Source organism: Rugosimonospora africana (assembly GCF_016862975.1).
GTDB classification, from domain to species: domain Bacteria; phylum Actinomycetota; class Actinomycetes; order Mycobacteriales; family Micromonosporaceae; genus Rugosimonospora; species Rugosimonospora africana.
The window spans coordinates 95,330-121,695 of sequence record NZ_BONZ01000001.1; the positions used below are offsets into that span (position 1 = coordinate 95,330).

The following is a 26,366-nucleotide window of genomic DNA, read 5'->3' on the forward strand; positions in this document are numbered from 1 at the left end:
GCATGGACGGGCAGGCGCTGGAGCGGATCGATCTGGGCGAGGTGCCGTACACCGAGGCGATCGCGGACATGACCGAGTGGGTACGGCAGCGGCAGGCCGGCCTGATCACAGACCGCCTCGTCCTGCTGAACCACCCCGCCGTCATCACGTACGGCAGCCGGACTCCCCAGTACGAGCTGCCCACGCACACCTCGATCCCGCTGGTGGAGGTGGACCGGGGCGGCCAGGCGACATACCACGGCCCGGGACAGCTCATCGGCTACCTGGTCATGAACCTGCGCGAACGTGGGCCGGCGGACGTCGTGCGCTGGCTGGAAAACGGCCTCATCCGCGCGGTCGACGCCCTCGGATTCCCGACGATCCGCCGGGACACCCCGCCCCGGGCGCAGAGCCTCGTCGGCGTGTGGACGGCGGACCACCGCAAGCTCGCCTCCATCGGCATGCGCATCCGCGGCGGCGTGACCAGTCACGGCTTCGCCCTGAACATCGCGCCGGACCTGCGGGCGTTCTCCGAGTTCACCGCGTGCGGCCTGCCCGACGTGGCGATGACGTCGCTGGCCGAGCTGGCGGCGGAGCGCGGGCGGCCGGTTCCGGCCGAGAACGAGGTGCGCGACGCCGTGGCTGCCGCTCTGGGCAGCACCGCCCTGGGCAGCACCGACGCTGTGGACGGGTCCGCTCTGGGCAGGTCCACCGTCGCCAAGATCCGCTGATCACCCGTTTTCGGCGATCGTACTTTCGGTCAGCCACCCATCGGGTGTATGGTCACAGTGCTCGGTTGATCGCTTGGTCGTGAGGTTCCTCCGACCGGGGCCCGGGCGAACGACCCTGCCGGGTTGTTGGTGGCGCTCAAGGCGTGGGCGCCCCTGCCGTATACGACCTTCGTGTCGTGTCCATCCGTGACTTACCCTCAGCGGATCGCTGCGCGGGTGGAATCGACGTGGGATGGGTGTGAAAGGAACACCATGACCGCGCTGACCGCAACCCAGTCCATCGCTCGCCACGACGAGCACCCGACCGACGCCCACTTCGACCGCCCAGCGGCGCGGGACACCCGCAAGCCGCCCGTCGATGTCAAGGCCGTCGCCCTGCTGAAGGACCTCGCCGCGCTGCCGGCCGACGACGCGCGCCGGGCAACGGTGCGCGACCGGGCCATCCAGGCGTGGCTGCCGCTGGCCAGGCATCTGGCCCAACGCTTCAATGGTCGCGGCGAACCGCTGGACGACCTGGTGCAGATCGCGACCGTCGGGCTCATCAAGGCGATCGACCGGTTCAACCCGGAGTACGGCAACGACTTCGCCGCGTACGCGGTACCCACGGTCGTCGGCGAGATCAAGCGGCACTTCCGGGACCGTACCTGGGACGTCCGGGTACCCCGCCGGCTGCAGGAGTTGAAGCTCGACATCAACGAGGCGACCAGTACCCTGTCGCAGCGGCTCGGCCGGTCCCCCACCGTGGCCGACATCGCCGAGCACCTCAAGCGCAGCGAGGACGAGGTCCTCGAAGGACTCGAGGGTGCCCGCGCCTACAGCGCGGTGTCCCTGCAGAGCCTGGTCGGCAACGGCGAGGACGGCACCGAACTGGGCGACCTGTTCGGCGTCGAGGACCACGAGTTGGCGCTGGCCGAGCACCGTGCGTCGCTGGGTCCGGCGCTGGAGGCGCTGAGCCCGCGCGAGCAGAAGATCGTCATCCTGCGGTTCTTCGGCAACCTCACACAGACCCAGATCGCGGAGCGGGTCGGCATCTCCCAGATGCACGTGTCCCGGATGCTGGCCAAGTCTCTGGCCACCATGCGCGACCACCTGGCCAATCCGGCCTGAGCGCGGCGAACGTGAGCGCGGCCCGGCGAGCCGGGCCGCGCTCACGCGTGTCAGAGCGGGCCGGGCCCACAACGCGGGCGAGGCTCAGGTGTCCGGCAGGAGCGGGGGTAGCGGCTCGCGCCGCCGCAGCCACGCCGCCGGAGTGCCGGCGACTCTCGTGCCGGCGACCGTGGCGCGGGCCGATTCCTCGCCGGTGTACGCGGCGACGATGCCGCCGACGATCGCCGCCGTGGTGTCGACGTCCCCGCCTGCCTCGACGCAGGCGAGGATCGCCGCGCGGTAATCGCCGATGCGCGTCGCGGCGACCCACAGCGCGAACGGCACGGTGTCCTGCGCGAGTACACCGGACCCGTTGCCCAGTACGTAGGCCGCTTCCGCCACGCTCGCGCCGATCAGCCGCCGGGCACGCTCGACGCCTGTCCTCACCCGACTGTCGACCAGGTACGGCAGGATCCCGTCGAGGAATTCGGCGGGCTCGGGCCGGTCTCCGATCAGGCGTGCCCAGCCCGCCTCGGCGGCGGCGACCGCCACGGCCACCGCACCGAGGATGCCCTCCGCGTGAGCGTGCGTGACTTCCGCCGACGCCATCGCCTCCAGCGCCGCGGTGCGGGAGTCGCCCGCGTGGAACGCGCCCAGCGGCGCGACCCGCATGGCGGCTCCGTTGCCCATCGATCCCTGGCCGCCGAACGCCGCCCGGGAGGCGTCGCGCCACGGTACGCCGTCCCGGATCCGGCGCAGCAGCATCACAGCGCCGCCACCGTAGCCTCGGTACGGTTCGAACCGTCGCGCGAACGCGGCGGCCAGCCGGTCCTGATCGATCCGTTCGCGGGCACGCAGTTCCCCGACGATCGAACAAGCCATCTCGGTGTCGTCGGTCCAGGGCCAGGGTTGTGCGGGCTCGTGGTCGCCGTCGACGTCCGCTACGCAGGTTCCGGGTACGAAGAACTGGGCGCCCACCGCGTCGCCCACGGACAGCCCGTTCAAACTGTCGAAGCAGAGTCGCCAAGTGGTCATGTCGACCGCGATCCTGCCACTCCGCCGGCCCGGTCGGGTACCCGACGGACAGTTCGAGATCACCGACGTACGCTCCGTCACGGATGACGGTTCCGACCGGGCCGACCCGCGTCCCGATCTCCCGGACTGGTGATGGGTCCTACCAAGCCGCTGTTGACTGCCCCGCCACAGGCGGGCGCCCGCCCCGTGTCGCACCACGGGACCAGAGCGTCGCGCCACGCCGCCATCGGAGTCGGGGTGGCGGTCGCGACCGGAGCGATCATCGTGCCCGCGACCGGACTGGGCCGTGACACCTGGCTGGACAGCGCCTGGATCGCCGGTGTCTGCGCGCTGCTGGCCGGGGACGCGTTCCGCCTCCACGACGACCATCCCCCGCGGTACCTGCGGTGGTTGGCCTGGTCCATGCCGGTCGCCGCGACGTCGCAGGCGATCTGGTGGCACGGCCTGGACCCCCGGCGTTGGGACACGATGTGGGTGTCCGCCTGGCTCGCCGTCGCCGTGGCCTGGTCGCTGGTCCGCGGCACCCCGCTGAAGATGCGCCGGATGCTGGGGCGGCTCGACGACCGGCACACCATCGACGGCGCGCCGGGCGACGCGGCGCGGAGGTTGTCGGCCGATCTCGAGCGGGTCGCGCGGCACTGGGCCGCGGTCGGCGGCGGGGTCATCCTCCTGGCGTTCGCCGTGTCCGGGCCGTGGATCGGCATCGAGACGGTGAGCGGCATGAGCCTGCGGCACGCCGGCCTGCTCGCCGGATACTTCGTACCGGCGCTGCTGGCCGCCCTCGTCACCGGTGCCTGGATCGGGCGGATGGCCGCGCACGGACGCCTCGGCAATCAGTTGCGCCGGCACCGGCTGAGGCTGCGGGTCATCCCGGATCACCCGGACGGCGCGGGCGGGCTGCGACCCCTCGGGGCGTTCTACATGTACCAGTCGCTCGTCGGTGCGGTACCCGCCGCCTTCTTCGTCGTCTGGCTCTTCCTCATCGCCATCTCCGGAGACCACGGGTTGGGCGCCAGGTACGGCTCGTACGTGCCGCAGTACCGGTGGCTGTTCGGGGCGGCGGTGGCGACCGAGGTGCTGGCGTTCGTGGCTCCGATGCGGTCCATTCACGAGATCATGCGCGCCGAGAAGGAGGGCGAACTGTGGCGCGAATCGGATCGGCTGTCCCGGCAGATCGAGGACATCCGCGGCCGGCTCAAGGACGCCCACGTCCCTGACCGCAAGGACCAGGAGGGGCAACTCGCCGCGTTGGTCAGCCGCTTCGAGGCGCTGGAAGCGACCCCGACCTGGCCGGTCGACGCCACCATCCGGCGGCGGTTCACCCTGCGCAATCTCAGCCTGCTCCTGCCGTTCGCCGGATACGCCGTTGGCGAAACCTCGTTCTGGGAGCGGTTGTCGAATCTGTTCGGCGGCCTGCAATGAGTAGGTTGAGGGGCGTGACGGATTTGTGGGAGCCCACCGAGGCGGGTGTGTTGCGACTGCCCTCGGGCCGGTTGATTCGCGGCCGGGGGCTCGGCCGGCCCGAACCCGCCGGGGCGGCGCCCGAGTTCGGGCTCTATCTGCTGGGCCAGGAACCTCCGCCGGTCGCGTGGGAGACCCGCTGGGTGCGCTGGCCCGACTTCCGGTTGCCGGCCGACCGCAAGGACGCCCGGGATGCGCTGCGCGAGGCGTGGGAGCGCGCCGCGACCCAGCGCGTCGAGGTCGCCTGCCACGGTGGGCGCGGGCGCACCGGCACCGCGCTGGCCTGCCTCGCCGTGCTCGACGGAGTGCCCAACCGGGAAGCGGTCGCCTATGTGCGTGAGCACTATTCGGCGCACGCCGTGGAGACGCCCTGGCAGCGCTGGTACGTGACCCGGTTCCGGTAGCCGCCGACCGCCGCGGGACTCACAGCGGCTGCAGGAACTCCAGGCGGTTGCCGTGGTCGTCCGCCGAGTACAGGCGGCGGTGCCCGGGAAAGTGCGGGTCCCACTGGACCGGGCGGCCCGCCGCCTCCAGGCGCTGCGCGAGCGCGTCCAGATCGTCGACGAGTACGCCGGGGTGCGCCTTACGCGCCGGTACGAACTCCTGCTCGACGCCCAGGTGGATTTCCCACCCGCCGGCGGCGAACCAGCAGCCGCCGCGGGCCGCCAGCACCGCCGGCTTGGGCAGCTCCGTCATCCCGAGGACGTCGCCGTAGAACCCGCGGGCTACCTCCTCACCACCGGGCGGGATAGCCAGCTGCACGTGGTGGATCCGGGTGAACACAAAGGCCATGCCGGCGAATATACCCGGCCCGCGACCCATGACGTCCACAGTGGACGGTCAGTCGGACACCTCGGGCTTCTGGGCGACGAACTGCACCCGATCGTCGACCCGCACGGTGATCCGCGCGAAGCCCAGCGTCTGCAGCCGCACCAGCAGAACACTCGGCTCGATCGGGTTGTACGTGTCGCCCTCGTGGAAATGGTGCAGGCGGTCGCTGGCGAGGCTGTCCGAACCGATGAGCACGCCGCCGGGTCGCAGGACCCGCAGTGCCTCGGAGAGCAGCGCGTTCTGCAAGGCCGCCGTGGGCACGTGGTGCAGCATCGTGAATGAGCCGACCGAGTCGAAGGCCCCGTCGGCGTACCGCAGGTCGGTCGCGTCACCGTGGACGACCTCGACGTTGCTTCCCGCGTACCGCGCGGTCAGCGCGTCGGCGGCCGGCCGCTCGGCCTCCACGGCCACGAGCCGCTTGACCCGGTGCCGCAGCCAGTCGGTGGCCGCACCCGGTCCCGGCCCGATCTCCAGCATTCCCTGCCCCAGGTCCACACCGGACACCAGCCACGGCAGGACCTCGGTCTGCAGGTACTCCGCCCACTCCGGGCTGGAACAGCGCTTCGCGTGGTTCTCGTTCATGGCTCAACGCTAGGAAGTGCGCCGCCCTGGTTCCAGGACGTAGGCTTCCAAATCATGTCGCGAGACGGACACGCACCCAAGGCGTCCGCCGCGATCCTGGTCAAGACGCGCGGCCTGGCGCCGGGCAACCGGATCGATCGGCACACGCACGGCGAACACCAGCTCGCCTGGGCCCGCAGCGGGGTGTTGAGCGTGGCGGCCGAGGCGGGCACCTGGGTACTGCCGCCGACCCGCGCGCTCTGGATACCGGCCGGCGTACCGCACGAGGTCATGGCGTCAGGCCGGGCCACCATGAGGTCGCTGTACCTGCGGCCGGAGTCCTGCCCGGTCACCTGGCCGGCACCTCAGCCGCTGTCCGCCGGACCGCTGCTGGCCGGGCTGATCGACCACCTGGCCGACACCAACCTGAATCCGCAGCGCCGCGCGCGTGCCGAGGCGGTTCTCATCGACGTCCTGGAACCGGTCAACCGGGCCACAATCGACGCACCGATGCCCACCGACGAACGGGCCCGCGACGTGGCCCGCGCACTGCGCGCCGATCCGACCGACGCGCGCAGCCTCGCGCAGTGGGGCAGCCACGTCGGGGCGAGCGCGCGCACCTTGGCCCGCGCGTTCCGTGCCGACACCGGCATCCCGTTCGGCCGGTGGCGCACCGCGGTCCGGCTCCAGGCCGCCCTGCCCCACCTCGCCGCCGGTGAGTCCGTCGCGAGGGTCGCCCGGCGGGTCGGGTACGGCACGCCGAGCGCCTTCGTCGCGGCGTTCCACCGGGAGACGGGACTCACCCCCGGCGGTTACTTCCGGAACCCTGAGTAGGCCGTGTCCCGAAGTGGTCGGTCCAGCACTTCGAGACACGGCCTCCGGGCCGCTACTCGCCGGCTGGCCTCCGGTCGAGCACCGCCCGGGCGAACGCGATGGAGTCGTCCAGGTGCTTCTGTTTCGCGGTGGTGCCCGAACCGGCGTGTCCGCCATCCGTCCAGCTGACCGTGTGCTCCACACCGAGTTCGGTGAGCCGCTCGACGAACGCGGCGAGCTGGGCCGGCGGGGTGCGGGAGTCGTACCGCGCCTGCCTGATCAGGACGGGGCCACGGATCGCCGCGGCGTGGGTGAGCGGTGAACGGTCACGGTACAGCTCGGGCCGTTGGTCGGGCGAGCCACCGAACCAGATCCGCATGGCCGCCTTCAGCGCGTCGGCGGCGTCGCGGTAGGACAGCGTCCAGTCGGCCACCGCGACCGACGCGATGGCGCCGGCCCAGAGTTCCGGCAGGCGCGCGGCGGCGTAGAGCGTCAGGTAGCCGCCGTACGAGGCGCCGGAGATGAAGATCTGGCCGGGATCGGCGATGCCCTCCTCGACCAGGTACCGGTGCGCCGCGGCGATGTCCTCCAACTCCAGCCGCCCGACGTCGCCCCAGATCTGCTCGGCGAATTGCCGGCCGCGCCCGGTCGAGCCGCGGTAGTTGACGTTCAGGTGCGCGAAGCCGGCCGCCGACCATGCCTGGGCGCTCGTGCTGTACGCGTCGGAGGTGTAGACGTGCGGGCCGCCGTGCACCTCGATGACGGCCGGGCCGCGGGCCGCCGCGTCCGGCGCGGCCAGCGCCTCGGGTGTGGTGAGCGTGCCGGGTGTGGTGAGCGCCTCGGGTGTGGTGAGCCATGCCTGGATCCGCGCGCCGCCGCCGGATCTGAACGTCACGTGGCGAGCCGGCCGCCCGCCGGACGAGCCGAGCGCCAGGACCGGGTGCGCCACATGCCCCGGCCGCCACCGCCACACCCGCAACGGCTCGGCGGTGGTCTCCCGGCAGGCCAGCACGTCGCCGTCCGCGTCGAAGCAGGAGGTCCGCCCCAGCTCGCTCCAGAAACTGCCATCGGGTACCTCCACCCGATGCGTCTGGCCGGTCGCCAGGGAGTGGACGTGGAGCCGCTGGCGGCCGGTGTCCTGCTCGCCGAGCAGCAGCCAACCGGACTCGTGCCAGTCGAGCCCGATCAGCTGTCCCTCCGGCCAGTCGGTCGAGGCGGCCGGGATCTCCACCACCGAGCCGGTGCGCGGGTCCCAGACGATCGGGCGCGAGCGCTCCGCGTCGCCGGCCTGCTCGCTGAGCAGGAGCCGGTCGTCGCCCGGTACCGGCGAGAACCGCACCGACGTCACGGTGCCGCCGGCAGCCGCCCGCCGTACGCCGATGACGGCACCGGTGGCGGCGTCGACGACGGTGACGGCGTACCGCCGGTACCCCGGGTTGTGGTCGGTGGTGTCGACGGCGGCCAGCGTCCCGTCCGCGGAGATGCGCCCGTACCACGCCTCGGACCGGCTGTGGTACGCGACCACCGGCTCGCTCCCGTCCGCCCGCAGTACCAGCAGGAAGAACCCGTCCGCGTTCACCACCGCGACGGCGTGCCGGTCGCTCGCCACGCTGGCCTCACCGCCACGTACCACGTAGCGGGACCAGCCCGGCGTCAGGTCCCGGCTTCCGGCCGGATCGTCCAGCGGGACGTGGTGGATGTGCCCCAGCTCGTCGCCCTTGTCGTCGACCAGCCGCAGGATCGCGGTCCCGTCGCTGGAGACCCAGCTGGATTGACCGAACCCGTCGGTGCCGATACCGGTGAACCGGATGTCTTCCGACCGGCCGTCCCAGGTCGCGAACTCGTACCCGTCCGACCGCAGCACGGTGAGCGCGAACCGGTCGAGCCGCCCCGGCGCCGGCCGGACGGCGGCGATCCGTTCCGGCACCGGGCTCGTGGGGGCGGTCACCGCGCCACCGTCCCGGCCAGCTCCGACAGCACGGCCATCGAGATGGCGATGCCGTCGAGGTACCGGCTCACCTCCAGGTTCTCGTTGGGCCCGTGGTTGTTCTCGTCCACGTTCGCGAACGGGATGCCCAGCGCAGGAACGCCGAGCACCTGGTTCCACACGTACACCGGCAGCGTGCCGCCCATCGCGGGGACGAGCAGCGGCGGCTGGCCGGTGACCGCCGCCATCGCGCGGGCGATCCGCGGCGTGAACGGGTTGTCGATCGGGGTACGCGCCGGCGGTACCCCCATCTCCTGAGTCATCACCACGTCCGGGGCGTGCCGGGCCAGGTGCGCGCGGACCCGTTCCAGCACGGCCTCCGGCCGCTGGCCGTCCACCAGCCGGATGTCGATGCGTGCCCGGGCCTCGTGCGGAATGATGGTGCGCTGCGGGTCGCCGCTGTGCAGCCCGTTGATGGTCAGCGTCGGCAGCGCGGCCAGGCGCTCCTGGAACGAGAGGTCGCCGTACGCCGGGTCCATCTCGGCCACACCGAAGTCGGCGAGCGTACTGTCGTCCGGCGGCAGGCCGCGCAACGCTTCCCGGTCGGCCTCACCCAGCGGTACGACGTCGTCGTAGAAGCCGTCGATGAGTACCTTGCCGTCGTCGTCGCGCATCGAGGCCAGCGCCCGCACGAGTGTCCATGCCGGATTCGGTACCACGTTGCCGAAGTTGCCCGAGTGCACCGCACGGTCGGCGTACCGCACGTGCAGCCCGATGCCGAGCACGCCGCGTACGCCGTGCTTCACGCACCACTGCCCGGAGTTGTCCACCGGCCCGTCACTGTAGATGACCACATCCGCCGCGAGCGCGTCCCGCTGCCGGCTGACCAGCTCCTCCAGGTTCGGGCTGCCGACCTCCTCCTCACCGTCCAATATGATCTTGACGGTGACCGGCAGGCCCCCGCGCGCCTCGCGCAGCAGCCGGACGGCCTGCAGGTGCGCGTAGTGCTGGCCCTTGTTGTCGCCCGACCCGCGCGCCCAGATCCGCCCGGCGTCGATGACCGGCTCGAAGGGCGTGGTGCGCCACAGGTCCGACGGCCCGACCGGCTGCACGTCGTAGTGGCCGTAGATGAGAACCGTGGGCGCACCCGGCGGGCCGTCGGCCCGGCCGAACACGCACGGCCGGCCGGCCGTCTCCCACACCTCGGCACGCAACCCGGCCAGCTCCAGCTCCCGCATCGCGCGCTGGGTGGCGGCCGGGAAACCCTCACCGGTCGCGCTGACGCTGGGCTGCCGCAGGTAGTCGATGAGCAGGTCGAGCAGTTCGCCCTGACGGCCGTACACGGTATCCCGCATACCGGCCGTTTCGGTGACATCCACGTCGTTCCCCCTCCTGAGCCGATCCGATCCTCTCCTCAAGAGCTATCGCATCGGGCGCAGGTGTCAAGGGCCCCGGCCCGCTCAGGTGATCACGACGCGGTCCGGAACTCGCAGGTTCGCCGACGGGTCGAGGTCCACCCCGGCCTCGATGAGCTGGTGATTCCGTACCGCGTCCACGACGCCGACCGCGAGCGCGAACGCGTGCCCGCTGCCCGGGCACGGCCGCAGCCCCTCGCCGAACGTCAGGTGCCGGGCCCGTTCCGGGCGCGCCGGGTCGAAGTGATCCGGGTCGCGGAACACGTCCGGGTCGCGGTTGGCGGCGGCGATGTCCAGCCGTACCGCTGTGCCCGCCGGTACCTGCCGGCCGTCGATCCACGCCGGAGCCAGCGCCACCCGGCTCATCGCCCGTACCGGCGGGTCGTACCGCAGGGTCTCGGCGACCACGGCGTCGGTCGGATCCGGGTACCGGTGCCGGGACAGCGCCAGCACGGTGTTGCCGATGAGTCCTGCCGTCGCGTCACACGCCTGGACGAGCAGGCCGATGCGGGCCGCGGTCGCCTCGTCGGCGACACCGCCGAACGACGCGACGAGCCGGGCGACGGCGGCGTCCACCAACGGGCCGGCGTCGCTGCCCGGGAAGTACGCACCAGACACGAGCGCCACGTCCGCGGTGACCGACTGGTCCGGGTCGTCGCGCGGCGCCAGACGCGCCGAGCCAGACTTGTCGGCCGACTGGTCTGGGTCGTCGCGCGGCGCCAGACGCGCCGAGCCAGACTGGTCGGAATCGGTGACGCCCAGCGCCTCGGCGAGCACCCCGACCGGTACCGTGCGGGCCACCGTGGCCATCAGGTCGACCGGTACGCCGGTCGCCGCCAGTACGGCCGCGGTCCGCTGTGCGGCTCGCTGGCGCAGGGTGCCGGTACCGATCCGGACCAGCTCGTCGATTGCCAGGGCGCGCCGCCGCTCATGGTCGGCGCCGGCGCTGAACCGGGAGACGTGCGCCCGGAGCCAGGCGATCCCGGAGGTGGCCGCGGTGCGCGGGACTGGCGGTACCCCGAACCGGGGGTCGAGCAGCACGGCCCGGACCTCTGCGTGCCGGCGGACGGTGATGCGGGTGGCGACGGGCATGCGGCGACTCTAGGGCGCCGTCGCTTCGGCCGGCGCCGAAAGGACGCCTGGAACAATGGTGAGATGACCTTTCGGCAGGAGGGAGCCGTGATCTCCCGGTTCAGCGGCTCGACCTCCCTGGGCGGCGGCCCGGACTCCCCCGGCGCCGCCTCGATCTCCCCGAGCGGCGCCTCGACCCCCCTGGGCGCCGACCCGACCCCTCTCGGCGGCGGCCCGGCCTCCCCGGGCGACGGCTCGGCCGACCGAGGCGGCAGTCACCTGGCCCGCCTGGCCAGGCTGCTCGCCGACGACACCAGGGCCACGTTCTGCCTCGCCCTGCTCAACGGTCAGGCGTGGACCGCCGGCGAGCTGGCCCGGTACGCGGGAGTCGCCCCGTCCACCGCCACCGAGCACATCAACCGGCTCATCGACGGCGGCCTGCTCGTCGAGGCGCGGCAGGGTCGGCACCGGTACGTCCAGCTGGCGAGCCCGGACGTCGCGCAGCTGCTGGAGGAGCTGACCGCGCACCTCGACCCGCCCCGACCGCCGGCCCGGTCACTGCGCCAGGCGACCGCGTCGGCCGCCCTCGCCCGCGGCCGCACCTGCTATGACCATCTGGCCGGCCGTCTCGGCGTCGAGATCACCGGCGCGATGACCCGCACCGGCCTGCTGCAGCAGCGCACCGGGTTCGCACTGACCGACGCCGGGCTGGCCTGGCTGACGGAGACGCTGGACATCCCCGCGGCGGAGCTGCGCGAGTCCCGCCGGCCGCTGGCCCGTGCGTGCCTGGACTGGACCGAGCGCCGGCCGCACCTGGCCGGCGTCGCGGGCGCGCGGATCTGCCGGTACCTGATGGAGCACCGCTGGGTGGACCGGATCGGCAGCGGCCGGGCAGTCCGGGTCACCCGGGCCGGCGAGGTCGCGCTGGCGGACCTGCTCGGCATCGACCCCGCCGCCATCGCCTGAACGCCACCATCGAGCACCGGAATTGTCAGTGGTCGGCCGTAGTCTCTCCTCATCGACCTGCCCGGGCAGTGGGCTGGCAGAAGAGGCAGACGCATGAGCATGACCCAGCAGATCCTGACCGGTGAGCGCGCCGATCTCCTGGCGTCCCTCGGGAGGCATCGCGGTTTTCTCCGCTACACGGTGCGCGACCTGACCGATGAGCAGGCGGCACAGCGCACCACGATCAGCGCTCTGACCCTGGGCGGTCTGGTCAAACACGTGGCGGCCACGGAGGCGGCGTGGCTGGGTTTCGCGGTCGGCGGCGCCGAGGCCATGCAGGCCAGGTCGGCCGAGTTCGGCGACTGGGCCGATCTGTTCCGCATGCTCGAAGGCGAGACGCTGGCCGGCCTGCTCGACTCATACGACAAGGTCGCCCGGGAGACCGACGAGTTGGTCGCGACGCTGCCCGACCTCGACGCGTCCCACCCGCTTCCGCAGGCGCCGTGGTTCGAGCCGGGCGCCAGCTGGTCGGTGCGCCGGGTGCTGCTGCACGTCATCGCGGAGACCGCGCAGCACGCCGGCCACGCCGACATCATCCGTGAGGCCATCGACGGCCAGAAGACCATGGGCTGACCGCTCGTTCGTCCATCATGGACAGACGCGGCCGGGCGTCCGAACCCGGACACCCGGCCGTCGTCAGGCCGTCACGCGTCAGGCCGTCAGGCGTCAGGCCGTTACGCATCAGACCGTCACGCATCGGGCCGCTGCGCGTCAGGCTGGCACGCGTCAGGCCGGCATGCGTCGGGCCGCCGCGGGTCAGGCGGCCATGGCCGCCGAGTCCCGGTTCAGCGCGCGGACCGCGAGCTGCGCGTGCAGCAACGCACCGTCCGGCATGACCGAGTCGGCGAACGTGGCCAGTGGGCTGTGGTTGTCGGGAGCCGTCTCGTACCCGTCGGCCGGACCGGCGCCCAGGAAGGTGTAGCAGCCGGGGACCTCCGCGAGCACCCGGGAGAAGTCCTCCGCACCGGTGACCGGGAACGCCAACGGTTCCGAGCGCTCCGCGCCGAACACGTCGGCGGCCACTGTGTCCACGAACGCCGCGTGCTCCGCGTTGTTGACGGTCATCGGGTACTCCGCCTCGTACCGCACGTCCACCTCCAGCCCGTGGGCGGCGGCGATACTCTGGCACAGCCGCACCGTCTCCTCCATCAAGCGCTCCTGCGCCCGCGGGGAGAAGCTGCGCACGGTCGCCTCGAACATGGCGTCGTCCGGGATGATGTTGCGACGGGTACCGGCGTGGAACTGACCCACCGTGATCACCACGGGGTCGAACACGTCGAACCGCCGGGTGACCAACGTCTGCAACGCGCTCACCATCGCCACCGCGGCCGTCACCGGGTCCTTGGCCATGTGCGGCGCGGAGCCGTGCCCACCAGCGCCCCGGACCGTCACGAACAGCCCGTCACTGGCAGCCATCAAGGTGCCCGGCCGGGTGGTGAACACGCCCGGCTTGATCTCATTCGCCATGACGTGGATGCCGTACGCCGATTTCACCCGGGTACCGGCGGCGTCCAGCACGCCCTCCTTGAGCATCGCGCCCGCGCCGTCCCAGCCCTCCTCACCGGGCTGGAACATGAACACCACGTCGCCGGCCAACGACTCTCGGTGAGCGGCAAGCACCCGGGCCGCGCCGACCAGCATCGCCGTGTGCAGATCGTGTCCGCACGCGTGCATGGCACCGTCGACCGTGCTCGCGTACTCCAGCCCGGTCTTCTCAGCCAGCGGAAGGGCGTCCATGTCGCCGCGCAGCAGCACGGCGGGAACCGGTCCCTGCCGCTGGTCGGCACGCCCGCCGCGCAGCACCGCGGTGATCGAGGAAACCGACTTGCCGAGCGTGACTTCCAGACCCAGGTCGTCGATGGCGGACAGGACCGTCTGCTGGGTGATCGGCAGATCGAGCCCGATCTCGGGATGCTGGTGCAGCCGGTGGCGCAGGTCAGTCAGTTCCCGCGCGATTTCCCGTGTGTCATTCCGCATGGCCTCGTCAAGCGACATTGGCACCTTCCCACCATGTACCGAGTGGATTCGGTCCACCCACGTCCGGCATCCCGGCGCTCGCCGGGGTCGCCGCCGCAGGTCCGGGATGCCATCCCAACGTAGCCTAGGGCTGGCGGTGCTGATCGAGGCCGGCCGGCGTGCTGATCAAGGCCGGACGCCGGGAGGGCAGGGGTGCCATGAGAATCGCGTACGGGGCCGACGACGAAAACGACACGACCCGGGCCGTCCGGGCGTACCTGACCGGGCAGGGCCACGAAGTGGTCAACGCGACGGCGTCGGACAAATGGCCCGACATCGGGGCAGCGGTGGGTCGCGCGGTTGCCGGCGGCGAGGCCGACTACGGCGTGGTGATGTGCTGGACCGGCACGGGTACGGCGATCGCGGCCAACAAGGTGCCCGGCGTACGGGCCGCGCTGGCCTGGGAGCCGTGGATTGCCCGGGGTGCCCGGCTGTGGAACGACGCCAACGTGCTCGCCATGAGCCTCAAGCGACTGGCCCCGGACGTCGCCGTCGAGGTGACCGCGGCGTTCCTGGACACCGCGGAGGCGGACCCGGACGAGGCCGAAAACATCGCCGCACTCGACGCCATCTGAGTCGCTGCCGGTGCCCGGTCAGCGGGTCGGCTGGAGAGCCTGCAGGTACTCCTTCGGCAGCTGGCCGATCACGTCCTGGAACTCGCCCACCGACACCCCGCCGCGCAGCGTGGCGAGAACCGCCCGCATGCCGTGCCAGGCCATCGACATGTCCACGCCCGCCCGGTTGCCCACCCGCCGGACGAACTCCTCCAGCCCGAACGGCTCGGCCTTCTCGTAGCGCGGCTGGAGAAACTCCTGCAGCCCTCGCGGCAGCTGCGACGCCAGGTCCCGCGCCTCGCCGGCGGTCAGCCGGTCGGCGAGCGTCTGGAGCGTGGCGTGAGTCAGGACTTCCGCCTCAGCCGGGGACATCCCGGCACGGATCGCTACCGCGTCCACGAACTCGTCGTACTTCATGCCGGACTCCCTTCGCCCACAACCGCTGCCTACCCCCGGCCGGATACCGGAAACGGCTCGGGCCGCGCTCAGACCGGGCGCCCGAGGCTGCGAGACGGTGCCCGTGCTCGCCTCCGCCCAAAAACCGGCTCCGGCTGCGCTCGGGCTGAGGAAACGGGCTCCGCCACCAAACCGGCTCCGGCTGCGCTCGGGCGGGGAAACAGGGCCCGAGGCGATTGACCGAAAGCCCCACGGGTAGCCGGGACACATGGTGACCAACGCGGAAGTCTTCAAGTACCTGGAGACGGTCGATTTTCCGGCCGAGAAGGACGCGATCGTCGCGGAAGCCGAACGCCAGGGCGCGCCCGGTGAGGTCCTGCGTGCCCTGCGGGCCATGCCGCCGGTGGAGTACGGCAACCGCAACGAGGTGCTCAAGTCCGCCGGTACCGAGCTGCACCCGGAGGTCGGCGTGGCTGAGCGGGCGATCAAGGCACGGGACAAGACGCACCAGAACGTGACGGAACCCCTGCGCCAGCAGTAACCGGCGGAGACCGGCCGTCAGGGCGAGAAACGGTAGCCCATGCCGGGTTCGGTCAGCAGGTGCCGCGGCCGGGCCGGGTCGTCCTCCAGCTTGCGGCGTAGCTGCGCCATGTACTGCCGCAGGTACTGGGTCTGCCCCAGGTACGTCGGCCCCCACACCTCCTGCAGCAGCTGCCGCTGGCTGATCAGCTTGCCCGGGTTGCGCACCAGGATGTCGAGCAGCTGCCACTCGGTACGGGTCAGGTGCACGCCGTGATCCGGCTCACCGGCCTGGTACGCGCTGTACCGGGCCAGGTCCACCGTGTACCGGCCGATCTGGACGGCCGGCCCGGCCTCCTCCGATCCCGCCTTGCGCCGGGTCACCGCGCGGATTCGCGCCAGCAGTTCGTCCACGCTGAACGGCTTGGTCACGTAGTCGTCGGCCCCCGCGTCCAGCGCGTCGACCTTGTCGCGGCTGTCGGTGCGGCCGGACAGCACCACGATCGGCACCGGCGTCCAGCCGCGCAGGCTGTGAATGATGTCCACGCCGTCCATGTCGGGAAGGCCGAGGTCGAGGACGATCAGGTCGGGACGCTGCTCGGTCGCCACCCGCAGCGCCTCGCCGCCGTCGGCCGCGGTGACCACCTCGTACTGCCGGGCGGTCAGATTGATGCGCAACGCCCGCAGGATCTGCGGTTCGTCGTCCACGATGAGCACCCGGGTCATCATGCTGTCTCCTCCCCACCGTGGCGCCACTGCTCGATCCGGGCCAGTGCGGCCGGATCCGCCGCGTTCTCCGCGGGGGGCGGTACGGCTACCGGCAACCGCAGGATCATCGTCAACCCGCCGCCGGGCGTCGTCTCCGGGAACAGGTCGCCCCCCATCGCCTCGGCCAGCCCCCGGGACAGGGCAAGGCCAAGCCCCACTCCGGTGTCGTTGTCCCGGTCGCCGAGCCGCTGGAACGGCAGGAACACCCGCTCCCGGTCCGCCACCGGGATGCCCGGGCCGTGGTCGACGATCCGGATCTCCACGTACCCGCCGTGCTCGCTCGCGGTGACCAGCGGCGGGCGACCCCGCGGGCTGTACCGCAGCGCGTTGGCCAGCAGGTTGGCCAGGATCCGTTCCAGCAGGGCCGGGTCCGCGGTGATCTCGGCGAGGTCGTCCGGTACCCGGATGCCGACGTCGTGGCCGGCCTGCCCCAGGTCCTCGACCGACTTCGCGACCGCCTCCGCGACGCTCATCGCCTGCACCGCGGTGCCCAGCACCCCGGCCTGGAGCCGGCTCATGTCCAGCAGGTTCTCCACCAGGCGCACCAGCCGGTCGAGCGACTCGTCGGCGGTGGCGAGCAGTTCGTCCCGGTCGTATTCGTCGAACACCACATCGTGGCTGCGTAGGCTGGTGACAGCCGCGCGGGCCGAGGCCAGCGGGGTACGCAGGTCGTGGCTTACCGCGGACAGCAGCGCGGTGCGCAGCTTGTCGGCCTCGGCCAGGGTACCGGCGGTGGCGGCCTGCTCGGCCAGCCGCTCCTGTCGCAGCGCGACGGCGGCCTGGGCGGCGAACGCCTGAACCACGCGCCGGTCGGAGGCGGCCAGCGGATGGCCGCGCAGGACGAGCGCGATGTCCTGGTTCACCGGGATGTCCGCGTCACCCTCGGACGGAGTCAGGCAGGGTTGGTCGCCGGTGGCCGCCGCGATCCGCCAGGAATCCTTGTCCCGCCTCAGATCCGGGCTGGACGGCGCCTCGGGACGCCGTTCCAGCAGGGTCACGCCGGTGAACCCGAACGCCTCCCTGAGCTGATCGAGCAGTGCCGGCAGCGGACGTGAGCCGCGCAGGACGCTACCGGCCAATGTGGACAGTGTCTCGGCCTCCGCCCGGGCGCTGGCCGCCTCGCGGGTACGCCGGGCGGACCGGTCCACCGTCACGCTGACCGCCACCGCCACCGCGAGGAAGACGAACAACGCGAGGATGTTCTCCCCCTGGCTGATCGTCCAGAGGTGGATCGGCGGAGTGAAGTAGTAGTTGAGCAGGAGGAAGCCGGCGACCGCGGCGCACAGTGCCGGGTACAGGCCGCCGACCAGCGCCACGACCACGACCCACGCCAGGTACAGCAGGATGTCGCTGGGCAGCGTCAGCTCGCCCCGCGCCCGGGTCAGCACGAACGTCAGCAGCGGCAACCCGATCGCGGCCAACCCGAACCCGAACAGCCGGCGCGGCAGGCTCAGCGCGCTGCCCAGCAGCCCCGGGGTGCCGCGACCGCGCCGGACCCGTTCGTGGGTGACCAGATGCACGTCGATCGAGCCGGACTCGGCGGCGGTGGTGGCTCCGACGCCGGGTGTGAACAACTGGGCGAACCGGCTGCGCCGGCTGGCGCCGAGGACGAGTTGGCTGGCGTTGACTGCACGGGCGAAGTCGAGCAGCGCCTTCGGGACGTCGTTGCCGACCACCTGGTGGTAGGTCCCGCCGAGGTCCTCGACCAGGTTGCGCTGGCGGATCAGGTTCGCCGGGTCGGCGTCGCCGGCCAGCCCGTCGCTGCGGGCGACGTGTACCGCGACCAGGTCGGCACCCTTGCTGCGGGCCGCGACCCGGGCCGCCCGCCGGACCAGGGTGTCGCCCTCCGGGCCGCCGGTCAGCGCGACCACCACCCGTTCCCGGGTCTCCCAGCTCTCCGAGATCCGGTGCTCCTCGCGGTACCGGTCGAGCTGGTCGTCGACCTTGTCGGCCAGCCAGAGCAGGGCCAGTTCCCGCAGAGCGGTGAGGTTGCCGACCCGGAAGTAGTTGCCCAGCGCCGCGTCGATGCGCTCCGGCTTGTAGATGTTGCCGTGCGCCATCCGCCGGCGCAGCGCCTCCGGGGTCATGTCGACCAGCTCGATCTGGTCGGCCCGCCGCACCACCGCGTCCGGTACGGTCTCCCGCTGCGGTACCCCGGTGATTTCCTGAACCACGTCGTTGATGGACTCCAGGTGCTGAACGTTGAGCGTGGTCAGCACGACCAGCCCGGCGTCGAGCAGTTCCTCGATGTCCTGCCACCGCTTGGCGTTGCGCGATCCCGGCACGTTGGTGTGCGCCATCTCGTCGATCAGGACGACGTCCGGCCGGCGGGCGAGGACCGCGTCGACGTCCAGCTCGGTGAAGGTCGCGCCGCGGTACTCGACCGTCTTGCGGGCCACCGCCTCCAGGCCGGTCACCAGGGCCTCGGTCTGCGCCCGGCCGTGGCTTTCCACGTACCCGACGACCACGTCGGTACCGCGGTCGGCCCGGCGGTGGCCCTCTTCCAGCATCCGGTACGTCTTGCCGACGCCCGGCGCCGCGCCGAGGTATACGCGCAACTGCCCCTGTGGCATGTTCCGCATCCCCCTTCTGGCGCGGTGTTCAGGTCGCGCGCTTCGGGAACTGCCTGTCCAGCGCGAGGTTCAGCGGCAGCACGCTGACCGCGGGCTTTCCCAGGAACCCTAGCGCCCGCCCCGTCGTGTACTTGTCAATGAGCCGCCGCACGGTGGCCACGCTGGTCCCGCGCTCCCGGGCGATCCGGGGTGCCTGGAGGTGCGCGTAGTCGACGCTGATCTGCGGATCCAGCCCGGAACCGCTGGCCGTCACCGCGTCGGCCGGGACCCTCGGCCGGGCCGGCGCGCTCCCCCGGATCGGGGTGACCACGGCCTTGGCGTAGTCCGCCCCGAAGCGGGCGCACTCGACGGGCGTGTTCCGGTACCGGGCGATGAACGGCTTGGCCGGGCACGCCTGGTTCAGGCTGACCGCCCGGGTCACCGGGCCGGTCGCGCCGTCTCGATGGAACACGCCGAGCACGGCCCCGATCCCGTCGCTGGTGCAGAACGGCCGGGAACCGTCCACGCCCTCCAGCTTCCCCACGGCCAGGCTGCGCGAGCAGACCTGGGTCAGCAGGCTCTGGGTACCGGTGTCGCTGGAGTCCGCCGGGTTGGGCAGGGTGTCGACGACCGACTCGGGGCCCAGGTTCGAGGCGCTGGTGGACGTCGGGTCGTACCCGTCGCCGGCCGCCGAGGGCCTGGGCTGGAAGTACTGCACGAGCGGGTTACCGCTGTTGTCGGTGAACAGCTGCCCGATCCGGGCGCTGCCCACCTTGGCTCCCTTGAACGTCACCAGCGAACCGTCGGCACGCCCGGCGAGCCCCGGGATCTGGCCGATGCCGACGAGCACCAGCGGGTACGCGATGCCGAGCAGCACGGTGAACAGAATGACCGCCCGCAGCGCGGTCAGGTGAGCGGCGATCCACGAAGGTAGGCGCATCAGGCGATCCCGGGTATGAACTGGATGATCAGGTCGATGATCTTGATCCCGGCGAACGGCGCGACGATCCCGCCCAGACCGAAGATCCACAGGTTGCGCCGCAGCAGTCCGGACGCGCTCGACGGCCGGTACCGCACGCCGCGCAGAGCCAGCGGGATCAGGAGCACGATGATGATGGCGTTGAAGATGACCGCGGACAGGATCGCCGAGGTCGGGCTGTGCAGCCGCATGATGTTCAGCGTGTCCAGGCCGGGGTAGATCGCCGCGAACATGGCCGGGATGATCGCGAAGTACTTCGCGATGTCGTTGGCGATGGAGAACGTCGTCAACGCACCCCGGGTGATCAGCAACTGCTTGCCGATCTCCACGATCTCGATCAGCTTCGTCGGGTCGGAGTCCAGGTCGACCATGTTGCCGGCCTCTTTCGCCGCCGACGTACCGGTGTTCATCGCCACCCCGACATCGGCCTGGGCAAGAGCCGGGGCGTCGTTGGTACCGTCGCCGGTCATCGCGACCAGCTTCCCGCCCTCCTGCTCCTTCTTGATCAGGGCGAGCTTGTCCTCCGGCCTGGCCTCGGCGAGGAAGTCGTCCACACCGGCCTCCTCGGCGATCGCCCGCGCGGTCAACGGGTTGTCACCGGTGATCATCACGGTCCGGATGCCCATCCGGCGCATCTCGTCGAACCGTTGCCGCATGCCCTGCTTGACGACGTCCTTGAGGTGGATGACCCCGAGTACCCGGGCCGTGCCGGCGACCGTCTCGCCCACCACGAGCGGAGTGCCGCCCACGGCCGAGATGCCGTCCACGATGTCGCCGATCTGGTCGGGTACCGTGCCGCCCTGACTGCGTACCCACTCCGCGACCGCGGTCGCGGCGCCCTTCCGCAGTTGCCGGTTGCTCCCGCCGCCCTCCTCCGACAAGTCGACGCCGGACATCCGGGTCTGCGCGGTGAACGGCACCCACTGCGCGTGCTGGAGTTCGCCGGGGCTGCGCTCCCGCAACCCGTACTCGGTCTTCGCGAACACCACGACCGAGCGCCCCTCCGGCGTCTGGTCGGCGAGGCTGGACAGCTGCGCGGCGTCGGCCAGTTCCCGCGCGGGTACCGCGTCCACCGGGATGAACTCGCTCGCCTGCCGGTTGCCCAGGGTGATCGTGCCGGTCTTGTCCAGCAGCAGCGTGTCCACGTCGCCGGCCGCCTCCACCGCGCGGCCGGACAGCGCCAACACGTTGCGCTGGACCAGCCGGTCGAGGCCGGCGATGCCGATCGCCGACAGCAGCGCCCCGATCGTGGTCGGGATCAGACACACCACCAGCGACACCAACACGATGCCGGTGATCCCGTGCGAGTCCAGCGCCTGGGTGTTCGGGGCGAACGCCTGTACCCCCTTGGAGAAGATCGCGAGCGGCTGGAGGGTCGCGACGGCCAGCAGGAAGACGAAGGTCAGCGCGGCCAGCAGGATGTTCAGCGCGATCTCGTTCGGCGTCTTCTGCCGGTTGGCACCCTCGACCAGCGCGATCATCCGGTCGATGAAACTCTCCCCCGGCTTCTGGGTGATCTCCACGACGATCCGGTCGGACAGCACCTTGGTACCGCCGGTCACCGCCGACCGGTCACCGCCGGACTCCCGGATGACCGGAGCCGACTCGCCGGTGATCGCCGACTCGTCGACGCTCGCGATGCCCTCGACCACGTCACCATCGCCCGGGATCACCTGCCCCGCCTCGACCACCACGTGGTCGCCCTGGCGCAGTTGGGGGCCGGGTACCAGCTCCTCCCGAGGTTCCCGAGCGTCCGGGCGCCAGTCGAGCAGGCGCCGGGCCATGGTGTCGGTCTTCGCCCGGCGCAGCGCAGCGGCCTGCGCCTTGCCCCGGCCCTCGGCGACCGCCTCGGCCAGGTTCGCGAAAATCACCGTGAGCCACAGCCAGACGGTGATCAGCCAGGAGAACACCGTCGAGTGCGCGATCGCGAGCACTGTGGTGAAGACCGAGCCGACCTCCACGATGAACATGACCGGGTTGCGCCACAGCGTGTACGGGTTGAGCTTGCGCAACGCGTCCGGAGTGGACCGCCACAGCTGCTTGGGATCCAGCAACCCACCCTGCGTGCGCCGCGGTGCCACCGCCGCCTGGTTCTCCACCGCCGGAGCAGACATCCGTTCCTCGTTCTCTCTGTCCGGGCCGCTCGACCGGCCGCTAGTGCACGCCCTCGGCCAGCGGGCCGAGTGCGAGCGCGGGCAGGTAGGTCAGCAGCACCACGATCAGCGTCACGCCGACGAGCATCCCGACGAACAGCGGCTGGTAGGTCCGCAACGTGCCGTCCGACTCGGGTACCAATTTCTGCCTGGCCAGCGAGCCGGCCAGGCCCAGCACGAACACGATCGGCAGGAACCGGCCGAGCAGCATGGCCAGCCCGATCGCCGTGTTGTACCAGACGGTGTTCGCGCTCAGGCCGGCGAACGCGGAACCGTTGTTGTTGGCCCCGGAGGTGAACGCGTACAGCACCTCGGACAGACCGTGCGCACCGGTGTTGAGCATCGAGGCCCGCTCGCCACCCAGCGCCATCGCCAGACCGGTGCCGAACAGCACCAGCGTCGGCGTGGTCAGGATGTACAGCGAGGCCAGCTTGACCTCGCGAGCGCCGATCTTCTTGCCCAGGTACTCCGGCGAACGCCCGACCATGAGGCCGGCGACGAACACGGTGATGATCGCGAGGATCAGGATGCCGTACAGGCCGGAGCCCACACCGCCGGGAGCCACCTCGCCGAGCATCATGCTCGCCAGCGGGATGGCGCCGCCCAGCGCGGTGTACGAGTCGTGGAACGAGTTCACCGCACCGGTGGAGGTCAGCGTGGTCGCACTGGCGAACGTGGCGGAGTTGTAGACGCCGAGCCGGCTCTCCGTACCCTCGGTCGCCGCGCCGACCGCCATCGGCACCGTACCGTGGTGGATGCCCTGGAACGCGTTCACCAGCACCACGCTGGCGATCGCCATGATGGCCATCGCGGACAGCAGCGCGTACCCCTGCTTGTTGCTGCCGACCATCCGGCCGAACGTGCGGGGCAGCGAGAACGGGATGAGCAGGATCAGGAAGACCTCCAGCCAGTTGGTCCAGCTGGCCGGGTTCTCGAACGGGTGCGCGCTGTTGGCGTTGTAGAAGCCACCGCCGTTGGTACCCAGCTCCTTGATGGCCTCCTGGCTGGCCACCGGGCCGCCGGTCACGTGCTGGGTGGAGCCGGCGATGGTCTGCACGTCGGTACCGGCGGAGAGGTTCTGCACCACACCTCCGGCGATCAGCACGATCGCGCTGATGAACGCGATCGGCAGCAGGATCCACAGCGTGATGCGCACCAGGTCGACCCAGAAGTTGCCCAGTTGGTCGGTCAATTTCCGGGAGAACCCGCGGATCAGTGCCATGGCCACCGAGATGCCGACCGCGGCGGACACGAAGTTCTGCACCGCCAGACCGGCCATCTGCACCAGGTGCCCCATCGTGGACTCACCGGAGTACGCCTGCCAGTTGGTGTTGGCGACGAAGCTGACCGCGGTGTTCCAGGACAGGTCGGGCGCCACGGCCGGGAAGCCCAGCGACAACCACAGGCCGTTCTGCACCCGCTGGAACAGGTACAGGAACAGCAGCGAGATCAGCGAGAACGCGAGGACACTGCGGGCGTACGCTCGCCAGGACTGCTCACCGGAGGGGTTGACCCCGATCAGCTTGTAGATGCCGCGCTCCACCCGCAGGTGGCGCTCCCGGTTGACGACCCGGTACATGTAGTCACCGAGCGGCACGTAGACCAGCGCCAGGACGACGAACATCGAGACGATGAACAGGATGCCCGCGGTCAGGTCACTCATCTAGAAGCGCTCCGGAAACAGCAGCGCCAGGATCAGGAAGACACCGAGGATCAGAGCCAGAATCAACCCGGCGATGTTCGCAGCGCTCATACCGGATCCTCTCCGACCAGTCTGGCTCGGCACGTCTGACGCCGCGCGGCGACCCAGACCAGTCGCTCCGCCGCCGGTCCGGCATGAGGCACGGGCGCGCTGCAACGCTGGTGAGCTCGCTGACGCTCGCTCACAACTTCTCCACCGCTCGGACGACCAGTGCCAGGAGCGCGAAGAGCACGAGGGTCAGCACCACGTAGATGAAGTCCTCCACCGCGCCCTCCTCGCGAAAGCTCACCGTGATCGTGACACCGGCGCGGACCCGGAAAGGTGAATTCACATCGCCATTCCCCCGGCCGAGACCGGATTCCGGCAGCGTTGACGGCGAGACGCACGGTGCGACGGCGCGGGACCGCGCAGTTCTTGACGTTTTCCTGACGGCGTCCTCCGGTTCGGCCGCGGGCGCGCAGGAAAGGGGACGCTCATGCCCGACGCCCCCGCTCCCGCCCCCGACGGTGAGGCCGCGGTCAGCCAGCCCGATCTGCCCCGGGCGTACACCCCGGCCCCGGTACCCGAGACGTTGCGGTACCGGCTCAAGCGCCGGCTGCTCGGCCCACCGCTCACCACGGCCAGCCTGCACAGCGAGCGGCTGACCCGTCCGCTCGCCCTGGGCGTGCTCGCGCCCGACTGCATCTCCTCGTCGGCGTACGGCACCGAGGAGATCCTCATCGAGCTGCTGCCGGTCTTCGGGCTGCTGTCCTTCAGCCTGCTGCTGCCGATCACCGGCATCATCCTGTTCATCCTGGTGCTGCTGACCCTGTCGTACCGGCAGGTCGTGCAGGTCTACACCCGGGCCGGTGGCTCGTACGTGGTGGCCCGGGAGAACTTCGGCCCCAGGGTGGCCCAGATCGCGGCGGTGGCCCTGCTCATCGACTACGTGGTGACCGTCGCGGTGCAGAGCGCGGCCGGTACCGTCGCGGTCGCCTCGGCCATCCCCGCTCTCGGCCCGTACAGCCTCGAGATCACGGTCGGCGTGGTGGTCCTGCTCGCGTACGGCAATCTGCGCGGCATCCGGGAGGCCGGCCGGGCGTTCGCGTTCCCCACGTACTTCTTCTCCGTCGCGGTCGGCGCCATCATCATCGCCGGCCTGGTCCGCGCCGCGTTCGGCAACCTCGGTAGCTACGACGCCCCCGCGCTGCCCGGCGCGATTTCGGTGCGCCACGAGACCGGCCTGGTCACCTTCGCGCTGATCCTGACGCTGCTGCGCTCGTTCGCCAACGGCGGCTCCTCGCTCACCGGGCTCGAAGCGATCTCCAACGGGGTCAGCGCGTTCCGCCCACCGGAAGGGGTCAACGCCCGCAAGGTGCTGGTCACCATGGCAGTGACGCTGGGCTTCCTGGTCGCCGGGGTCTCGCTGCTCGCGCACCTGACCCACGCCACGCCGTACCGCAACGGGTACCCGTCGGTGATCTCGCAGGAAGCGCGCATCGTCGCCGGACACGGCCTGTTCGGCAGCATCATCTACGGCCTGGTCCAGGCCGCCTCCGCGCTGATCCTTTACACCGGCGCGAACACCAGCTTCAACGGCTTCCCGTTCCTGGCCAGCTTCGTCGCCGAGGACTCGTTCCTGCCCCGGCAGCTGACCCGGCGGGGGCACCGCCTGGTCTTCTCCGACGGGATCCTGCTGCTGGCCGCGATCAGCATCGTGCTGCTCGTGGTGACCAGAGCGAAGGTGAACTCGCTGGTTCCGTTCTACGCGATCGGCGTGTTCACCGGCTTCACCATGGCCGGCTTCGGCATGGCCAAATACCACAACACCCAGCGGGAGCGCGGCTGGCGCGGCAAGATGGCCATCAACGCCGCCGCCGGTGGGCTGTCCCTGCTGGTGGTACTCATCTTCGCGGTCGCCAAGTTCACCGAGGGCGCCTGGCTGATCGTGGTGGTGTTCCCGATCCTGTTCCTGGTGCTGATCCGGGTCAACCGCAGGTACCGCGAGGAAGCGGCAGCGTTGAACGCGCTGGCCCCGGTCCTCGACTCCGGACCCAACCCGTCCCGGCACGTGATCGTGGTGCTGGTCGACGACCTCGACCTGGCCGTCCTGCGCGCCCTGCGCTACGCCCGTACCCTGCGCCCCAACACCCTGTACGCGGTGCACTTCGCGGTGGACAACGTACGCGCGGCCCGGCTGGCCGAGCGCTGGTCGACCATGCAGCGCGGCGACATCCCGCTGCAACTGCGCGAGTGCCCGGACCGCCGGCTGCGCCGGGCCGCCACCGAGATGACCTCAGAGCTGACCGCCGACGGGCGCACCGAGGTGACGATCGTGCTGCCCCGGCGGGCGTACGGGTTGGCCGCACGCATCCTGCACGCGCACAGCGCGGACCGGATCGCCGCGGCGGTGAGCCGGATCCCACACGCGGCCGCGACGATCGTGCCGTTCGACGTGGACGCCGCGATCCACAAACTTGAGAAGCTGACAGCGCAGGGGCCCCAGGCGCCGCCCACCCGGGACGGCCGGCCGAAGCGGCACGCCCACCACCCGAAGAACGCGACCCCGGCCGCACAGTTGCGCCAGCACAAGCGGCATGCCGCCGAAGGGGTGATCCAGTCGATCGAGGTGCACCCCATCGGCAGCGGGCAACTGCTGCGCTGCGAGGTGGTCGACGACAGCGGCAGCTTCCTGGTCTTGTTCTACGGGCGTACCCACATCCCCGGCATCAGCCCCGGCCAGGCGATCCGCGTCCACGGGACGGTCGGCCGGTACGACGACGAGCCGGCGATCGCCAATCCGCGCTACGAACTGCTGCCCTCCGACTGAGCG

Annotated in this window: 24 protein-coding genes; 10 read left to right on the forward strand and 14 right to left on the reverse strand. The window is 71.2% G+C overall.

Annotated features, from left to right (window positions below; genetic code table 11):
- Nucleotides 1-2: 2 nt before the first annotated feature.
- Entirely contained in the window at nt 3-710 is a 708-nt protein-coding gene (lipB, locus tag Raf01_RS00450; RefSeq protein WP_203915644.1) for a lipoyl(octanoyl) transferase LipB, read from the forward strand.
- 252 nt (nt 711-962) lie between these two features.
- Nucleotides 963-1,817 (forward strand): RNA polymerase sigma factor SigF, encoded by an 855-nt coding sequence (locus tag Raf01_RS00455; RefSeq protein WP_203915645.1) that lies wholly within the window; start codon nt 963-965, stop codon nt 1,815-1,817.
- A gap of 84 nt (nt 1,818-1,901) precedes the next feature.
- On the opposite strand, the gene Raf01_RS00460 is transcribed toward Raf01_RS00455, so the two are convergent.
- Nucleotides 1,902-2,831 carry an ADP-ribosylglycohydrolase family protein gene (locus Raf01_RS00460; protein ID WP_203915646.1) on the reverse strand — a complete coding sequence of 310 codons (930 nt, stop codon included), beginning with the start codon at nt 2,829-2,831 and terminating at the stop codon, nt 1,902-1,904.
- Nucleotides 2,832-3,068: 237 nt separating this feature from the next.
- Between Raf01_RS00460 and Raf01_RS00465 the strand changes: the two genes are divergently transcribed.
- Entirely contained in the window at nt 3,069-4,253 is a 1,185-nt protein-coding gene (locus tag Raf01_RS00465) for a hypothetical protein (protein ID WP_203915647.1), read from the forward strand.
- Nucleotides 4,250-4,696: a protein-tyrosine phosphatase family protein gene (locus Raf01_RS00470; protein WP_203915648.1), complete on the forward strand. Its 447-nt coding sequence runs from the start codon at nt 4,250-4,252 to the stop codon at nt 4,694-4,696. Before Raf01_RS00465 ends, Raf01_RS00470 begins: the two co-directional genes overlap by 4 nt.
- A gap of 19 nt (nt 4,697-4,715) precedes the next feature.
- Here Raf01_RS00470 and Raf01_RS00475 read toward each other — a convergent pair whose 3' ends face one another.
- Together Raf01_RS00475 and Raf01_RS00480 are read right to left on the reverse strand one after the other, a co-directional pair.
- On the reverse strand, nt 4,716-5,084 hold the full coding sequence (locus tag Raf01_RS00475; protein WP_203915649.1) for a VOC family protein: 369 nt from the start codon (nt 5,082-5,084) through the stop codon (nt 4,716-4,718).
- Between the two features lie 48 nt (nt 5,085-5,132).
- Nucleotides 5,133-5,705, reverse strand: coding sequence for a class I SAM-dependent methyltransferase (locus tag Raf01_RS00480; protein ID WP_203915650.1), 573 nt, complete (start codon nt 5,703-5,705; stop codon nt 5,133-5,135).
- 54 nt (nt 5,706-5,759) lie between these two features.
- Between Raf01_RS00480 and Raf01_RS00485 the strand changes: the two genes are divergently transcribed.
- Complete coding sequence (locus tag Raf01_RS00485; RefSeq protein ID WP_203915651.1) at nt 5,760-6,518, forward strand: AraC family transcriptional regulator; 759 nt, start codon at nt 5,760-5,762, stop codon at nt 6,516-6,518.
- 52 nt (nt 6,519-6,570) lie between these two features.
- On the opposite strand, the gene Raf01_RS00490 is transcribed toward Raf01_RS00485, so the two are convergent.
- The 3 genes from Raf01_RS00490 to Raf01_RS00500 all read right to left on the reverse strand — a co-directional run bounded on the left by Raf01_RS00490 (nt 6,571) and on the right by Raf01_RS00500 (nt 10,931).
- Nucleotides 6,571-8,445 carry a prolyl oligopeptidase family serine peptidase gene (locus Raf01_RS00490; RefSeq protein WP_203915652.1) on the reverse strand — a complete coding sequence of 625 codons (1,875 nt, stop codon included), beginning with the start codon at nt 8,443-8,445 and terminating at the stop codon, nt 6,571-6,573.
- Nucleotides 8,442-9,803, reverse strand: coding sequence for a M20/M25/M40 family metallo-hydrolase (locus Raf01_RS00495; protein WP_203915653.1), 1,362 nt, complete (start codon nt 9,801-9,803; stop codon nt 8,442-8,444). The genes Raf01_RS00490 and Raf01_RS00495 overlap by 4 nt, the downstream gene beginning before the upstream one ends.
- An 81-nt stretch (nt 9,804-9,884) precedes the next feature.
- Nucleotides 9,885-10,931, reverse strand: a complete 1,047-nt coding sequence (locus Raf01_RS00500) for a cytochrome P450 (protein ID WP_203915654.1) — start codon at nt 10,929-10,931, stop codon at nt 9,885-9,887.
- A 258-nt stretch (nt 10,932-11,189) separates the two neighbouring features.
- On the opposite strand from Raf01_RS00500, the gene Raf01_RS00505 reads away from it, so the two are divergent.
- Entirely contained in the window at nt 11,190-11,876 is a 687-nt protein-coding gene (locus Raf01_RS00505; protein ID WP_239133266.1) for an ArsR/SmtB family transcription factor, read from the forward strand.
- Nucleotides 11,877-11,969: 93 nt separating this feature from the next.
- Nucleotides 11,970-12,488 (forward strand): DinB family protein, encoded by a 519-nt coding sequence (locus tag Raf01_RS00510; RefSeq protein ID WP_203915656.1) that lies wholly within the window; start codon nt 11,970-11,972, stop codon nt 12,486-12,488.
- A 183-nt stretch (nt 12,489-12,671) separates the two neighbouring features.
- On the opposite strand, the gene Raf01_RS00515 is transcribed toward Raf01_RS00510, so the two are convergent.
- Nucleotides 12,672-13,892 carry a M20 metallopeptidase family protein gene (locus Raf01_RS00515; RefSeq protein WP_203915657.1) on the reverse strand — a complete coding sequence of 407 codons (1,221 nt, stop codon included), beginning with the start codon at nt 13,890-13,892 and terminating at the stop codon, nt 12,672-12,674.
- A 197-nt stretch (nt 13,893-14,089) separates the two neighbouring features.
- Between Raf01_RS00515 and Raf01_RS00520 the strand changes: the two genes are divergently transcribed.
- Nucleotides 14,090-14,506 (forward strand): RpiB/LacA/LacB family sugar-phosphate isomerase, encoded by a 417-nt coding sequence (locus tag Raf01_RS00520; RefSeq protein ID WP_203915658.1) that lies wholly within the window; start codon nt 14,090-14,092, stop codon nt 14,504-14,506.
- An 18-nt stretch (nt 14,507-14,524) separates the two neighbouring features.
- Here the strand turns inward: Raf01_RS00520 and Raf01_RS00525 are convergent, their stop codons facing one another.
- On the reverse strand, nt 14,525-14,902 hold the full coding sequence (locus Raf01_RS00525) for a DUF2267 domain-containing protein (protein ID WP_203915659.1): 378 nt from the start codon (nt 14,900-14,902) through the stop codon (nt 14,525-14,527).
- Nucleotides 14,903-15,149: 247 nt separating this feature from the next.
- Here Raf01_RS00525 and Raf01_RS00530 point away from each other — a divergent pair, with 247 nt between their 5' ends.
- Nucleotides 15,150-15,422 carry a DUF2795 domain-containing protein gene (locus Raf01_RS00530; RefSeq protein WP_203915660.1) on the forward strand — a complete coding sequence of 91 codons (273 nt, stop codon included), beginning with the start codon at nt 15,150-15,152 and terminating at the stop codon, nt 15,420-15,422.
- Nucleotides 15,423-15,439: 17 nt separating this feature from the next.
- Here the strand turns inward: Raf01_RS00530 and Raf01_RS00535 are convergent, their stop codons facing one another.
- Genes Raf01_RS00535 through kdpF form a run of 6 tightly spaced genes read right to left on the reverse strand, consistent with a single transcriptional unit; the run spans nt 15,440 to nt 23,605 of the window.
- Nucleotides 15,440-16,126 (reverse strand): response regulator, encoded by a 687-nt coding sequence (locus Raf01_RS00535; RefSeq protein WP_203915673.1) that lies wholly within the window; start codon nt 16,124-16,126, stop codon nt 15,440-15,442.
- On the reverse strand, nt 16,126-18,741 hold the full coding sequence (locus Raf01_RS00540; protein ID WP_203915661.1) for a sensor histidine kinase: 2,616 nt from the start codon (nt 18,739-18,741) through the stop codon (nt 16,126-16,128). The genes Raf01_RS00535 and Raf01_RS00540 overlap by 1 nt, the downstream gene beginning before the upstream one ends.
- 28 nt (nt 18,742-18,769) lie before the next feature.
- Nucleotides 18,770-19,660 carry a potassium-transporting ATPase subunit C gene (locus tag Raf01_RS00545; RefSeq protein WP_203915662.1) on the reverse strand — a complete coding sequence of 297 codons (891 nt, stop codon included), beginning with the start codon at nt 19,658-19,660 and terminating at the stop codon, nt 18,770-18,772.
- Complete coding sequence (gene kdpB, locus Raf01_RS00550) at nt 19,660-21,813, reverse strand: potassium-transporting ATPase subunit KdpB (RefSeq protein ID WP_203915663.1); 2,154 nt, start codon at nt 21,811-21,813, stop codon at nt 19,660-19,662. Before kdpB ends, Raf01_RS00545 begins: the two co-directional genes overlap by 1 nt.
- A gap of 40 nt (nt 21,814-21,853) precedes the next feature.
- On the reverse strand, nt 21,854-23,515 hold the full coding sequence (gene kdpA, locus Raf01_RS00555) for a potassium-transporting ATPase subunit KdpA (RefSeq protein WP_203915664.1): 1,662 nt from the start codon (nt 23,513-23,515) through the stop codon (nt 21,854-21,856).
- Nucleotides 23,516-23,605 carry a K(+)-transporting ATPase subunit F gene (kdpF, locus tag Raf01_RS00560; protein ID WP_203915665.1) on the reverse strand — a complete coding sequence of 30 codons (90 nt, stop codon included), beginning with the start codon at nt 23,603-23,605 and terminating at the stop codon, nt 23,516-23,518.
- 424 nt (nt 23,606-24,029) lie between these two features.
- Here kdpF and Raf01_RS00565 point away from each other — a divergent pair, with 424 nt between their 5' ends.
- Nucleotides 24,030-26,363: an amino acid permease gene (locus Raf01_RS00565; RefSeq protein ID WP_203915666.1), complete on the forward strand. Its 2,334-nt coding sequence runs from the start codon at nt 24,030-24,032 to the stop codon at nt 26,361-26,363.
- Nucleotides 26,364-26,366 lie beyond the last annotated feature (3 nt).